Origin of the sequence: Tychonema sp. LEGE 06208, assembly GCF_015207505.1 — a bacterium.
GTDB lineage: Bacteria > Cyanobacteriota > Cyanobacteriia > Cyanobacteriales > Microcoleaceae > Microcoleus.
Window position 1 is genome coordinate 1 of record NZ_JADEWT010000152.1, and the last position, 13,472, is coordinate 13,472.

The 13,472-nt window shown below is 45.0% G+C and carries 16 protein-coding genes; 10 read left to right on the top strand and 6 right to left on the bottom strand.

What is annotated here, in order from left to right:
• The first annotated feature begins 47 nt into the window (after positions 1-47).
• Entirely contained in the window at positions 48-626 is a 579-nt protein-coding gene (gene coaD / locus IQ263_RS25780; RefSeq protein ID WP_194012120.1) for a pantetheine-phosphate adenylyltransferase, read from the top strand.
• Positions 509-1,195 (top strand): ATP synthase subunit B family protein, encoded by a 687-nt coding sequence (locus IQ263_RS25785; RefSeq protein WP_194070945.1) that lies wholly within the window; start codon positions 509-511, stop codon positions 1,193-1,195. The genes coaD and IQ263_RS25785 overlap by 118 nt, the downstream gene beginning before the upstream one ends.
• Positions 1,196-1,221: 26 nt before the next feature.
• On the opposite strand, the gene IQ263_RS25790 is transcribed toward IQ263_RS25785, so the two are convergent.
• Positions 1,222-1,383, bottom strand: coding sequence for a hypothetical protein (locus IQ263_RS25790; RefSeq protein ID WP_194070946.1), 162 nt, complete (start codon positions 1,381-1,383; stop codon positions 1,222-1,224).
• Between the two features lie 151 nt (positions 1,384-1,534).
• On the opposite strand from IQ263_RS25790, the gene IQ263_RS28960 reads away from it, so the two are divergent.
• The 5 genes from IQ263_RS28960 to IQ263_RS25805 all read left to right on the top strand — a co-directional run bounded on the left by IQ263_RS28960 (position 1,535) and on the right by IQ263_RS25805 (position 4,277).
• Entirely contained in the window at positions 1,535-1,828 is a 294-nt protein-coding gene (locus IQ263_RS28960) for an acyltransferase family protein (RefSeq protein WP_228050367.1), read from the top strand.
• A gap of 244 nt (positions 1,829-2,072) precedes the next feature.
• Positions 2,073-2,270, top strand: coding sequence for a hypothetical protein (locus IQ263_RS28965; RefSeq protein WP_228050368.1), 198 nt, complete (start codon positions 2,073-2,075; stop codon positions 2,268-2,270).
• Positions 2,271-2,323: 53 nt separating this feature from the next.
• Positions 2,324-2,533 (top strand): hypothetical protein, encoded by a 210-nt coding sequence (locus tag IQ263_RS28970; protein ID WP_228050369.1) that lies wholly within the window; start codon positions 2,324-2,326, stop codon positions 2,531-2,533.
• Positions 2,534-2,945: 412 nt separating this feature from the next.
• Positions 2,946-3,752: a 5'/3'-nucleotidase SurE gene (gene surE / locus IQ263_RS25800; protein ID WP_194070947.1), complete on the top strand. Its 807-nt coding sequence runs from the start codon at positions 2,946-2,948 to the stop codon at positions 3,750-3,752.
• Between the two features lie 126 nt (positions 3,753-3,878).
• The gene (locus tag IQ263_RS25805; RefSeq protein ID WP_194070948.1) at positions 3,879-4,277 is read left to right on the top strand and encodes a hypothetical protein; all 399 of its coding nucleotides are present in this window, start codon (positions 3,879-3,881) and stop codon (positions 4,275-4,277) included.
• A 152-nt stretch (positions 4,278-4,429) separates the two neighbouring features.
• On the opposite strand, the gene IQ263_RS25810 is transcribed toward IQ263_RS25805, so the two are convergent.
• From IQ263_RS25810 to IQ263_RS25820, 3 genes are all read right to left on the bottom strand, one after another.
• Positions 4,430-4,573, bottom strand: coding sequence for a hypothetical protein (locus IQ263_RS25810; protein ID WP_194070949.1), 144 nt, complete (start codon positions 4,571-4,573; stop codon positions 4,430-4,432).
• Between the two features lie 156 nt (positions 4,574-4,729).
• The gene (locus IQ263_RS25815; protein ID WP_194070950.1) at positions 4,730-5,956 is read right to left on the bottom strand and encodes an LL-diaminopimelate aminotransferase; all 1,227 of its coding nucleotides are present in this window, start codon (positions 5,954-5,956) and stop codon (positions 4,730-4,732) included.
• Between the two features lie 238 nt (positions 5,957-6,194).
• Complete coding sequence (locus IQ263_RS25820) at positions 6,195-6,518, bottom strand: thioredoxin family protein (protein WP_194070951.1); 324 nt, start codon at positions 6,516-6,518, stop codon at positions 6,195-6,197.
• 144 nt (positions 6,519-6,662) lie between these two features.
• Here IQ263_RS25820 and IQ263_RS25825 point away from each other — a divergent pair, with 144 nt between their 5' ends.
• Positions 6,663-7,406 (top strand): lipoate--protein ligase family protein, encoded by a 744-nt coding sequence (locus IQ263_RS25825; protein ID WP_194070952.1) that lies wholly within the window; start codon positions 6,663-6,665, stop codon positions 7,404-7,406.
• A gap of 458 nt (positions 7,407-7,864) precedes the next feature.
• Here the strand turns inward: IQ263_RS25825 and IQ263_RS25830 are convergent, their stop codons facing one another.
• On the bottom strand, positions 7,865-9,124 hold the full coding sequence (locus tag IQ263_RS25830; protein WP_194070953.1) for an esterase-like activity of phytase family protein: 1,260 nt from the start codon (positions 9,122-9,124) through the stop codon (positions 7,865-7,867).
• Between the two features lie 21 nt (positions 9,125-9,145).
• Between IQ263_RS25830 and IQ263_RS25835 the strand changes: the two genes are divergently transcribed.
• A complete protein-coding gene (locus IQ263_RS25835; RefSeq protein ID WP_194070954.1) occupies positions 9,146-10,480 on the top strand; it encodes a tetratricopeptide repeat protein in 1,335 nt (444 codons plus the stop codon).
• A 69-nt stretch (positions 10,481-10,549) separates the two neighbouring features.
• Here the strand turns inward: IQ263_RS25835 and IQ263_RS25840 are convergent, their stop codons facing one another.
• The gene (locus IQ263_RS25840) at positions 10,550-11,107 is read right to left on the bottom strand and encodes a GNAT family N-acetyltransferase (protein ID WP_194070955.1); all 558 of its coding nucleotides are present in this window, start codon (positions 11,105-11,107) and stop codon (positions 10,550-10,552) included.
• A gap of 202 nt (positions 11,108-11,309) precedes the next feature.
• Between IQ263_RS25840 and IQ263_RS25845 the strand changes: the two genes are divergently transcribed.
• Positions 11,310-13,334, top strand: coding sequence for an ABC transporter ATP-binding protein (locus tag IQ263_RS25845; RefSeq protein ID WP_194070956.1), 2,025 nt, complete (start codon positions 11,310-11,312; stop codon positions 13,332-13,334).
• Positions 13,335-13,472: the final 138 nt, after the last annotated feature.

The following is a 13,472-nucleotide window of genomic DNA, read 5'->3' on the forward strand; positions in this document are numbered from 1 at the left end:
CCTCTCCCCCTCTCCCACTCCCTCACTCTCCCCGTTGGGCCCAACTCGTGATTGCAATCTATCCAGGCAGTTTTGACCCCATTACCTTTGGTCACGCAGACATTATCGAGCGGGGCTGCAAATTGTTCGATCGGGTAATTGTTACCGTAGTCAAAAACCCCAGCAAAACCCCTCTTTTCACCGTAGAGCAGCGGATCGAGCAGATCCGGTGCTGTACCCAACACTTGTCAAACGTAGAAGTAGACAGTTTTGAGGGTTTGACAGTAAACTATGCTAAGATTCGACAAGCCAAAGTGCTGCTGCGGGGGCTCCGGGTATTAACAGATTTTGAAATGGAACTCCAGATGGCCCACACCAATAAAACCCTTCTGGGCGAAATTGAAACAGTTTTTTTGGCAACTTCTAACGAGTACAGCTTTTTAAGTAGTAGTGTAGTTAAAGAAATCGCCAAGTTTGGTGGCTCCGTAGATCATCTTGTTCCGAAACACGTCGCCCTAGATATTTACAAATGTTACGCCAGCAGGAACCAAATCGCATCGAATCCGATATTACCGCCGGCAGCGCTGAGAATGAATCACCTCAGAACACAGCCGCTTTCGGAGAACCCACCCGAACCCCAGGAGTAGACATCCAGAGGGAATTGAACCGGCTTGAGGAAATTGTTCTCGACAGTCCGCGCATTCCTCTGACCAGACGCACTCTGATTGATGAAGAACAGTTGCTCGATCAGTTAGACTTGGTGAGGCTAAATTTGCCGATCGCCTTTGGGGAAGCCGAGATCATCATTCGGCACAAGGACGAACTGCTCGAAGAAGCCCAAATCTACGCTCAGGAAGTGATAGAAGCAGCAGAACAGCGAGCCGCAGAACTTTTAAACGATATGGGCCTGATCCAGCAGGCGAAGATCGAAGCAGATCAGTTGCGACAGCAAGTTTTGCTCGACTGCGAGGCAATTCAGCAGGCGACGCTGGCGGAAGTCGAACAAATTCGCTACCAGGCTCAAGAGGAACTGGAAGAAATGAGAGTTAGGGCGATGGCTGAATGCGAGGAAATTCAAAACGGCGCCGACGATTATGCTGACCAAGTGCTAGATAATATCGAGCACAAGCTCAGCGATATGCTGCGCGTGATCCGCAACGGGCGCGATCAGTTGGATAATGTTTCTGCGTCGCACATTCATCACAACAACGGTTAGCTAACTGCTTTTGACGAAACGGCGACTTAGGGGTAATTTTCTGAATTTGTAGGCGATCGTCCCAGTGGTAGAACAACGCTATTGCCCTTTCCGGCAGACATGGCGCAAAATTGGGCGATCGAGTTATAGAGAAACGGCACCGTCGAGTGTCCGACTCCCCACTCTGTGAATGTGAAAAATTTAATCATTGGTATCTGATTGAGGATTGTAGCAAGATTTTTGTGAATTTGTATAAGTTTGGTGAAAATAGGAGCAAAAATAATATTTTCTGGTAGGGTGAAAGTCCGTGAGACAGAAAAATTCTGATTTGACCCTAATTTTTGGCATCTACTTTTTACCATGCCGAAAGCTTCTAATCGGTTCGCAGAATTTGATTTGATCCGAGCTTTAGCGATCGTCGGTGTTGTGATTATTCATGCTGGATTCTCGGCATTTCGCGAACGCCGAATTGTGTTTGTGGCGATTGACACATTGCAACTGTTCTGCGTACCTGCATTTTTACTGCTGAGCGGTTTTTGCCTCACCAACAAAACCGACAATCAAAATAATCCCGCACAGATATTCAAAAAAAGACTTTCAAGAATTATATCTCCCTATTTTGTTTTGGTCAGTAGCTTTGTACATCTTAAATAGTTGGGGATCGCTCCCAAAAATTGATTTACTGCCATTGTTCAGAGATATCTTGACAGGTTCAGTAATGCCTCCCTATTATTTGATCATTGTAATTGTTCAATGCTACGGTTGGTGGTGGCTCCTAGTAAACTTAAAAGTTTGAGAAACCCGAAAAATTTGAATCTTGGGTTTAACAATTCAAACAATTTTTAACATATTTTTTTACCGGGCAGTTTTCAAATACATATCAATACCTCTACCTTTGATGGAGCGCTGGATTTTTAGTTGGATTTTGCCATTTTCTGCCGGTCTATTTTTGGGTTCAACCTATGACAAAATCAAACCCGTTCTAGAACGCAGAAAAATGCAATTTTTAGGAGCAACCATCCTATTTTATCTAGCAAGCATTTCGGAATATTACCTGCTCGGCGAAGTTAATGCGGAGGAATGGTTTCTGCGATAGTTTTTTAAAATATCTGCTCAAGGATACGCAATTTTATTCGTGTTGTCAAAATATTGGCTGCTTATTCATTCCCTATATATCTGCTAGATTCGACAGTCGTGCAATATGTGTTGTTAGTGTTTTATAAATGTATTGAACCCGTACATCCGCTGCTGAAGCTCGGCTTTTTGGTGACAGGGACTTTGTTGGCTTGTTTGGCAATTATTTACATCTTGCAGAAAGTTTTGCCCAAAAAATACAGCCAGTACATTCTGGGAATTTAAGCAGATTTTGTAGGTCAGCGGGTGGTCTTGGATATAGCCTTTCTCAAAAAGGTGAGAAGTCAGTCGATTTTAGATTTTAGATTTTAGATTGAGGGATTCGGGGATTGAGGAATTGAGGGATCGATCGATACCTCATCGAGAGTGAGAACAGCTATATCTCCTTGCACCCTCGGTATCCGTTTGGCAAGGGCAGCAACAACCGGACTGTTTACCTGCAACCACCAGCGCTGGCGAGTTCGCCTTGATGCGCCTCTTGCTTTCAGGTGAATCAGAAGGATTTGAATACTTGTTCGTCTCTGTTTTTGTTTGAGTCCGGTTAAACCATTGTCTGCAGAATTGAGGTTTCAAAGTCGAGCGATCGCCCTAGTTGAATCTAGTTTAAGATTATTCTCAGGCCTGTAAAAAAATTTCAATGAAACTTTTAATTAGCAACGACGACGGCATCTTTGCCCAAGGCATCCGCAGCCTCGCCAACGCTCTCGCCACCGCAGGCCACGACGTGAGCGTAGTTTGTCCCGACAGAGAGCGCTCCGCTACAGGGCACGGCCTCACCATGCACCAACCCATCCGCGCCGAAATTATCGAATCTGTTTTTGACCCCGCCGTCAAAGCTTGGGCTTGTTCGGGCACTCCCGCCGACTGCGTGAAATTAGGTTTGTGGGCTTTACTTGACCAACCGCCGGATTTTGTGCTTTCCGGGATCAACCACGGGCCGAATTTAGGTACGGACATCATCTGTTCTGGCACGGTTTCGGCAGCAATGGAAGGAATCATGGAAGGCATTCCCAGCATTGCTTTCAGCCTCGCCAGCTATACTTCGCAGGAATTTGGGCCGGCGGTGGATTTTGCTGTCACCTTGCTGGGACAGTTGGAAAAACAGCCAATGGCTAAACCGACGCTGTTGAATGTCAACATACCAGCGGTGACACAAGCAGAAATTACCGGAGTGGCGATCGCCCGTCAAGGCATTCGCCGCTATTTCGACATATTTCAAAAGCGCACAGATCCGCGCGGCAAAACTTATTATTGGCTGGCTGGGGAATTGTTAGAAGATGTAGAAGAAACCGCCGATCCGTCGGTGGCTCATGCTATTCCTACAGACGTACAAGCTATCCGCGACAACAGAATAACCGTGACTCCGCTGCAATACAATCTCACCTGCCATCCCGACTTGCACTCGTTGCGCGATTGGCAATTTGAAGGTTTTTTCGAGCAGTGAGCTCAGATCGACCAGATCGCGGCTGTAAACTAGGAATTAAGGATAAAGTGCCTGTAAAGGTTTATGCCTTTGGCGTTACACAAGCTCTCAATTGGTTGTTAGTTTTTTTACTCCAGAAAAACAGTTATGAACGCTCCCACCTATAACACCCATTCTGTCACTTGCCCGATTTGCAACCGTTCCAGCGTCCTCGGCCCCGTTGGAATGGTCAGCGGACTGTTCACTTGTCCCCACTGCCATTCCCACATGGTAATTAGCTGGAGCGGTCATTTTGTGCGCGATCCTTTTAGTCTCAAACAAATGACGGTAGGAAAAATGCTCAGGCGTCAGAGCCGGCCCCTAGCTCGCCTCCAGCGAGACTTTGGGTTCGGCAAGAATTTTCCGCTGCTGGCAATTTTGGGAAGCGTGGTATTTTTGGGATGCGCGATCGCAGCTACGGAACAATCGCTGCCCAGACAAAACTCATTTCAAGGATTTTTAGAGTGGGTAAGCGGAACTGACAATTCCCAAGATGTCTCGCGTTAACATTTCTCAAAATAGATTTTCACATATCTTGTATGAAAATATCTATTCCTTTAGGTAGAAATAACGATAGAAGACTTGCGGATTTCGAGTCGCAACCGGGTTTTTGATGGTTGTGGCGGGCTATAACCTGTGTATTTTGTAAAAAACCCGGTTTACGATCGCCCTTGCGTAAGTGCTAGTAGTGGGAAATTATACCAATTTTCAAAAGTAGCCATACTTTTAAGAATTGGTATTAAATCCAAAAAAGCCGATCGCAAAACCGCAGATGTAATATCAATTCCGGTTGCACTCCTCATGACTGTTGACTGTTGACTGTTGACTGTTGACTGTTGACTGTTGACTGTTGACTCGATTTTATTATTCCGATGCAACCGGAAACGATATAAGGCAGATGCAATGCCGATAAACGCAGATTATTTGCCCAAAACAGAGCGATTGAATGCAGTGCAACTCTAATTGAGAAATTCCGCAATTTTGCTCGCTGCAACTGTTAAAATTTCGGGCGGCTCGACTAAGGCAAATCGCACGTAGCCTTCTCCTGATTTCCCGAAACCGGCACCGGGGGAAGCTGCGACTCCTGTACTCTCTACTAGCTGAGTGCAAAATTTGATAGAATCAGATGTCCAAGGTTGGGGCAGTTTCGCCCAGACGTACATGGTGGCGGGGGGTACGGGTACTTCCCAGCCAATGTTTTCTAGGGCGCTTACAAAGCTATCCCGCCGTTTTTTGAAGGTTTCTACACTGCTTCTGACGGTATCTTGAGGGCCTGTTAATGCGGAGACCGCTCCGTTCAAAATTCCTAAATATTGGTTGAAGTCTACTGCGGCTTTGATCTGTCGCAGGGCTGCAATTAGCTGGGAGTTGCCGATCGCGTATCCGACTCGAAAACCTCCCATGCTGTAGGATTTAGATAGTGTAAAAAACTCGATCGCTACACTCTTATCTCGATCGGCTTGAAAAATTGACGGTGCCATCAATTTACGGTTTTTCTCGATATCCTCCCAGGCCGCACGCGCACCATCCACCGCCCCTGCGGCATCGTCAAACACCAAATCCACATAGGGGAAATCATGTACTAAAACCAGATCGTGTTGGCGACAAAAAGCCACGGCTTTCTCAAAAAAAGCCAGCGGGGCGATCGCAGTTGTAGGATTGTGAGGATAGCTCAAAACCATCATCTTCGACTGAGCCAGCACGGGCATCGGAATATCTTCAAAAACTGGTAAAAACTGATTTTCTGCTAATATTGGCATCGGATAAATTTGACCGCCGGCCAAATACACGCCGCCTGCGTGGGAAGGATAACCCGGATCGAGCAACAAAGCAAAATCTCCGGGGTTCATTACAGCTAAAGGCATATGCGCCGTGCCTTCTTGGGAGCCAATTAACGGCAGCACTTCTGTTTCTGGATTAACTGAAATCCCAAATTTTTGTTCGTACCAGCAAGCTGCAGCTTCCCGGAAAGTTCGTGTCCCGTTAAACAGTAAATAGCCGTGGGTGCTAGAGTCTGACAATGAATGGGCGATCGCATCTGTAATATGAGCCGCCGCAGGCAAATCGGAAGAACCCAGAGACAAATCTATCACCTTTTTTCCCGCTGCTTTAGCGAGAGACTTTGCCCGATCCATATCGGCAAATACATTAAATTGCAGGGATTCTAAACGTTTGGCAAATTGCATATTTTTTGTGAATGGTTGAGGATATTATTGAATGTTTTTATAATTTTTGAACTATTCTATTTTTTGAAATTGCCTTTTAATTTGCTTGCGAACAAGATTTTTTTTGACTTACCGCAGAGAGCGCAGAGGGCGCTGAGTTTGAGAGGAGTATTGAGGAGAAAATAGAGATGTTCAAAAATATTTGTGCTTGCTATAGTTGTGAGTTGGGAGTTGGCAACTCCCGCATCGTTTCCCAACTTTATAAGTGACCTTCGAGCAAACCGAGCAAAGTTTGTTTGGTAATAGCTCCCTCGTGGGAAAGCACTACTTCGCCATTTTTAAACAGTCTGAGTGCTGGGACTCCTTCAACTTTATACTGCTTGACAGTATTAGGATTGGGGTCAATTTCCATCTTGACCACTTTCAGCTCGCTGTAGTTGGTCGCCACCCAGTCTATCGAAGGCGCGATCAGTTTGCAAGGCCCGCACCAACTCGCCCAAAAATAGGCAAGCACTGGTTGCTCAGCTTTCAGGACTTCTGTTTCAAATTTTTCGTCGTTAATGACAATTACACTGTTGCTCATGGTTCTGCGATTAATTTTGCTATTTATTTCTCAAGCACCTACGGGCTTGAAACTTGCACCAACTTTGAAGACAGCTCCAAAAAACTGTTACTAATTTTAAAACATTCTGCGAATTATTGACTGTAAACTGAGGACTGGGGACTGATGGCTAATTCTGTTTGGCGTTTAATTCCGCTGCTGTCAGCGTCTGGGAGGTTGCAGATGGCGATCGACAAATGGCTGCTGCAACAGCATCTAGCCCAGAAACATCCGCCAACTCTGCGATTTTACACCTGGCAACCAGCGGCGATTTCCTTGGGCTACCACCAGCAGCGCTGGCCGGAGTTTTGGGAGCAGCTATCTTGGCAGGGAATGCCTGTAGAATTGGTGAGGAGGCCTAGCGGCGGGCGCGCCGTGCTCCACCAAGGAGATTTAACTTATGCAGTGGTAGCGTCAGGATTTGGCAGCAGTCGCCTGAAAGCTTATCAGACTATTTGCGAGTTTTTGATTGAGGGTTGGAGGGCGATGGGTTTAGACTTGCACTACGGGGAAGCTAAACGGGGTTACATTCACAATCCGAATTGTTTTGGTACTGCGACGGGTGCTGATTTAGTTACGCCCGATGGCTGCAAGTTAATTGGTAGCGCGCAACTGCGCCGGGGCGATGCTATTTTGCAGCACGGTTCCATGCGCTTGCAACCGGATGTTAGTTTGTTCGATCGAGTTTTTGACGAAAAATTAATTCCTGTGAAATTACCTCTATCTGAAGGGGGAGATGATTTGATTGCAACTGTAATTGATGTTTTGAGTGCGGCGGCTTGTCGCTGTTTTGAGATTGATTTGGAAGTGCAGCCACTTTCGGAGGAGGAATGGCAGGATATTTGGGAAACAAGTAACAAGCTATTGTAAATTTAACTTTTGCGAACAGCCAAGACTGCCGTTATACAAGAGATTTATTGCATAAATCTTCGCTCTTGGAAGAGCGAGATAGATCGGCTTGTTAGCAGTTAAATTGTCTGTTAAAAAAACAATCCAACTTTTGTGCGTTAAGCCCCAAAGCCCGCCCTGGATATACAATATAGCCTTTCTCAGTAACATGAGATGTTCTCGTGGGCATTGGGCATTGGGCATAGGGCATACCTCACAAAGCTTGAGAACCGCTATAGAACTATTACAAAAGTCCTTTTCATCCAGAGTTCTAATTTAAATGCGCGGCAGCTTGTACGCAGATAATTTCCAGATTGTTGATAAATTCTGAAAAAAGTCTCTTTTTTTGCGTAACACTTGTTACACCTAGGATTGCTTTGCTTCCGAGCGCTTCACTTCCAATGACGAGACGCTTGACAGTTCAGTACAGTATTTACAATCTAATTTTTCTTTTTTAAACTCAACAAAATAAATTGAGTTCTCTCTGCTTCATCAAAATTGTCATCGCTGACTAAAACAACACTTTGGCTGCCGTCTGGCAACTGCGGCCCGAGAGTCATTCCCTCTAAATTGTACAGCGGAATTCCCAGTTCGCTCAAGTCGAGCAGCAACTTTTTCCTCACAGGCTCGACCATTGCCATTGTTCCTTTAAAACTCTTGATTCTCGAAGTATCTGTCGCCGCTCCAGCCGCTACTTGATAAATTCTAGCGCTGTATCCCGACAGCCCAAAAGAACGCTCTAAACTCAGAAATTGACCGCCGCCAACAGTTACTAATTCTGTTAAATTGTTCAACAAACTCATGGGAACTTGGTCTAGCTGGTAAAGATTTTCTGAGACTAATTGCGGCGTTTTATCGACGATAATATAATGTAAAATGCGTATTTTGCTTGCTTGTTCCGGGTCTGCATCTTGCATTAACGGCGCTGCCGTCGCTGCGAACAAGCGAAATGGATCGAGACCGCCTGGACTAAAGGTTTCTGGGTCGATGCTTAAAGATTCAAAACCTGAATTGTCCAGCACTCCTTGCTGCTGTTGTTCGTCGCTGGCATCGGGAATGTAGCGGTTGGGAATAGGTAAATTACCCCGCAATTTCCCGGTTGTGAGGTCAAATTCGCCGACCAAAGGAGGGATGTTAGCATGAGTAAAGCCTCCGCTAGCGACAAATACTGAATTGCGGGGAGAAAGGGCGATGCCTTCGGGATTTATGGAGCCCCAAGCAAAGGTTTCACCGTCTGCTTTTTTGAGGGAGGTAACGCTTTCAACGGCAACTTTTTTCAGGCGAATATTTGCAAGATCGCTGGAGGCGAGATCGAGTCGGAGACTGTAAAATCTGGCTTCTCCGTTTTCGCTCTTGTCGTCGGAAAGAGCGTAAAATCGATAAGCTTTGGAAGTCACGCCACTAATACCTTTTGGATCGTAGGTAATTCCTGACAAGCCGCCGACTGGTGTTCCTTCAAAATTCATTTTTGGCAATTGATACTCTCCCAAAAATTCTAGGGACATTTCAGGAAAAGAGCGGTCTTTAGCAACGGCAGGAGGCGCGCAAGCCGTGCATATGGTTAACAGAATTAGGGTTAAACTGAATAAGCGCAAAAGCCGATCGCCCAACGCCTTAAAATCCGAATAATTGCTCAGTATGCTAAATTTTATTTTCTTGCTCTTGTTGAACAGTTTGCTTTTGTGCCATCTTTGTGACATAATTTATTCCATTTTGTAGATATGCAAAATTTGATGTTTCGAGCCCAGATGCCGAATCGTGGCAGTCATATTTCTTTTATGAGAAATTCTGTACCAATTGGGTGCTTGCTTTTTTTGTGGCTGTGTGCTGGTTCTATTGCTAGCGCCCAAACTAATCCACCGGGCCTCGATCAATTTTCTCCTAATCCTCTAGAAATTACCACCCCCGATCCGCTAGCTCCCGCCAGTGAGCCTCTGAGCAGCAGTCAGCGGGACGAACTGACAGTGGCTTTGGAACAGTTAAACTTAGAAGCAGCGGCTAAACTAGAAGCTGGAGATGGGGCTGGTGCTTTTGATATTTGGTTCCGAGAATTGCGACTGCGTAGGTATCTGGGCCCGGCGGCGGAAATTGCTGCTTTGAGTCGGGTGGGAAGTGTTGCTTGGAGTAGCAGTAAAAACATCGAACTACAGCTTATTACTAAACGGCTGGAAGCAATTTACAAACAAGTGAAATCGCAAGTACCGATCGATCTTGATTTGCTCCAGGCTTTGGCTGCGGCTTTTAGCCAGGTGCGGGCTAAGGGCCCGACTGTAGAAGTTTACCAACAAATTCTCGAAAATGCGCGCCAAAACCAAGATATATTGGCTGAGGGTCGGATTTTAAAGGCGATCGGGCTAATTCACATTAATTGGCTCAGTTACGAAAAAGCTGCTCCCGTGTATGAGGAATTGGCAAGTTTAATTCAGGAAAACCGCGCTTTATTTGCGGCTAATGCTGGGGTACAAAATTCTGTTTTATCGGCGGGAAACGGCGCGCCGCCGCAGCCTGTAACTGCTCCAACTGAGGTGGATGCTTTGAGACAGTTGGCCTACGTTTACCAGCAGTCGAAACAGCCCCTAAAGGCGATCGCAGCCAGGGAAAAATTAGCATCCGTGTATCTTAACCTGCAAAACCCCAGCGCTATACCGCCGCTAAAAATGGCGATCGCCACCGATTACCAAAGTATAGGTCAAATCAACTTAGCAGCTCAATACTATCAGGAAGCTTACAATTTAGCTGTTCCCATTCAACAGTACGCTCAGGCTAGCGAAGCTTTGGACAAATTAGCATTGCTTTACCGAGCGCAAAAGCAGTGGGAGCCGACTTTGCGGATTTATCAAATGCAGTTGCTGTTGGAAGAGCGGGCTTACAATTGGTACGGATTGATGAATGCTTACGACAATATCGGTCAAGTTTATCAGGAAATGAAGGCTTACGATAAAGCTTTGGAATCCTATCAAAAAGGGTTGGAAGTAGCGAAAAGATTGGGACACCGAAAAGAGTATTTTGCTAAGAAGATTCTCAAGGTTAACAAGCAATTGCAAAAAACTTCGTAGTTGTTAGCAGGTAACAATGACAAATTACAAGGTTAGTAATATAAATGCAGTAAGGTGTGCACTGCACACCTACACAACTACTTTTGACTTGTAGATTTCTCGCGAGATAGAATAATATACTCGATCTCGATCGCGATCGTCGAGGTTGTGCTGGTATTTCATCCCCACTTTTTCCATTACCCGCCGCGAGGCGATATTTTCGGTATGTGCAACTGCAACAATTTTTTCTGTTTTCAATACTTCAAATCCGTACTTGAGGCTGACTCCTGCAATTTCCGCAGCTAAACCTTTCCCCCAATACGCTTTTGCTAACACGTAACCGACTTCTACTTCAGATGTTTTGCCTAAGAAGCGAAGCCCCCCGTCGCCGATCAATTGGTTATTTTCTTTATTGACAACAGCCCACAAACCGAAAGCGTGTTTTTCCCAATCTGCGATTATCCCAAATAAATCTACTGCTGTTTCTTCTCTATTTCTGACGCCTTCACTTAGATACTTCATCACTTCGGGATCGCTGTAGATGTGGTAAAGCTCATCTAAGTCGTCTGGCGTAAATTCTCTTAGATATAATCTAGGTGTTTCTATATATCGGGAGAAATAATTTTCTGTAGGTATAGAAGATTCCATAATTTAACTGACTGCATTTGCTACAATTATTACTTGGATATATTTTACAGTCTTTCTGCTCAAAGACTGAGTGAACTTCGAGGGCGCGCTCGCCCTACAAGCTGCGGAGCAAAAAAGCTCAGTATCCCCAGCAAAAGCCCCAAATTTAGCAGCATAATAGCTTCTGCAATTCCATAATCTAAAATCTAAAATCTAAAATCGAATGACCATTTCCTCACCAGTAGCAGATACCAAAAACAAATCCGGCCAGGAAACAGACTGGCGGTTATTCATGAGGTTGGCATCTTACGCAACCCGCAGCAAACGCTTGCTGATTATTTCGATCGCACTATTAGTACCGCTAGCAGTCTCAGGAGCAATTCAACCGATTCTGATCGGACAGGCAATTTCGGTAATTCGAGCGGAACCTACCTATGAATTTTTGCGGGGATTGCCTTTATCTACTGCATTAAACGTGTTAGCAGTTTTGCTGATGCTAACTATAACATTTAGATTGGGGCTGCAATCAGTTCAAGGCTATTTAGTCACGAAAGTAGGGCAAATAATTACAACTGATATTAGAAATGATTTGTTCGCCCACGTCACATCGCTAGCAGTGAGATTTTTCGATCGCACTCCTGTCGGTAAATTGATGACGCGCCTTACCAGCGATGTCGAAGCTTTGGGAGAAGTATTTTCGAGCGGGGCGATCGGGATTGTTAGCGATTTATTTTCAATTTTAGTAATTGCCATTTTCATGTTTACCATGCAGTGGCAACTAGCTTTAATGTTGGTGACAATCATGATACCAATTACTGCACTAATCGTTTATTTTCAAAACCAATATCGCCGAGCAAATTACACTACCAGAGAAGAACTTTCCGATCTTAACGCCCAACTGCAAGAAAACCTGACTGGTATTGGCGTAGTGCAGCTATTCCGCCGCGAAAGATTCAACTCAGAATTGTTTAGAGTCACTAACAAACGCTACATCAAAGCAGTTGACACCACAATCTTTTACGACTCTGCGGTATCTGCGACATTGGAATGGATTGCTTTAGTGGCAATTGGAGCCGTTTTGTGGCTGGGCGGTGAAAAAGTTCTGCAAGGTAGTCTTAACTTTGGTACTCTCTCGGCATTTATTTTATTTGCTCAGCGTCTCTTCGATCCGTTGCGGCAATTTGCCGAGAAATTTACCGCGATTCAAGCAGGATTTACCGCTGTCGAACGGATTAGCGATATTCTTAACGAACCAATCGAAATTCAAGATCGAACTATCGTACAAAAAGAAGAAGGAAGAGGGCACAAGGAAGAAGGAAGAGGAAAGAGGGAAAAGGGAAGAAAGAAATATTATTCGCCGCTGTTAATTACCGGTCATCCTGAGACGATTTCCTATAACTTATCTTCAACTGATCCAGAATTGGTAGAGAATAATCCAAGTCCCAAAACTTCAGAATATCGTCTATCAATTAACAATCGACCATCGACAATCGACCATCGACAATCGAAGGAATTCGCATCAGGAGAAATCCAATTTGACAATGTGTCGTTTGCCTACAAAGATAACGAATACGTCCTGCAAAACCTCAATTTTACGATTGCATCCGGCGAAAAAGTAGCATTAGTGGGCCCCACCGGTGCGGGCAAAAGTTCGATTATCCGTCTCCTGTGCCGCCTTTACGAGCCGACGCAAGGACGCATTCTCATCGATGGTGTGGATATTCGCGATTTGCCTCAAGCAGAATTGCGCCGACACGTAGGCGTGATTATTCAAGATGGCTTTCTATTTGCTGGCGATGTGAAGAGCAATATTAGCCTGGGAGAAAATTACTCTATTGAGGAAATTGAAGCAGCAGCAGAAAAGACTAATGTTGCTCGTTTAATCGAACAGTTACCTCAAGGTTATGACACGCAATTGCGGGAACGGGGAACGAATCTTTCGGGGGGACAAAAGCAATTATTAGCGTTTGCTCGGGCGGCGATTCGCAATCCCAATATTTTAGTTCTAGACGAGGCTACTGCTAGTTTGGATGTGGGGACAGAAGCTTTAATTCAAGAGGCTTTGGAGCGTTTGATGGAGGACAGAACGGCTATAATCATTGCCCACAGGCTCTCGACTATCCGAAATGTCGATCGTATTTTGGTGCTCAAACGCGGGCAGTTAGTAGAGTCTGGAACCCACGAAGAATTGTTGCAGCAAGAAGGGTTGTATGCCAGTTTGTACAAGTTGCAAATGCTGGGAAGTTAATATCTGAAGTCATTAGTCATTAGTCATTAGTCATTAGTCATTAGTCATTAGTCATTAGTCATTAGTCATTAGTCATTAGTCATTAGTCATTAGTCATTAGTCATTAGTCATTAGTCATTAGTCATTAGTCATTAGTCA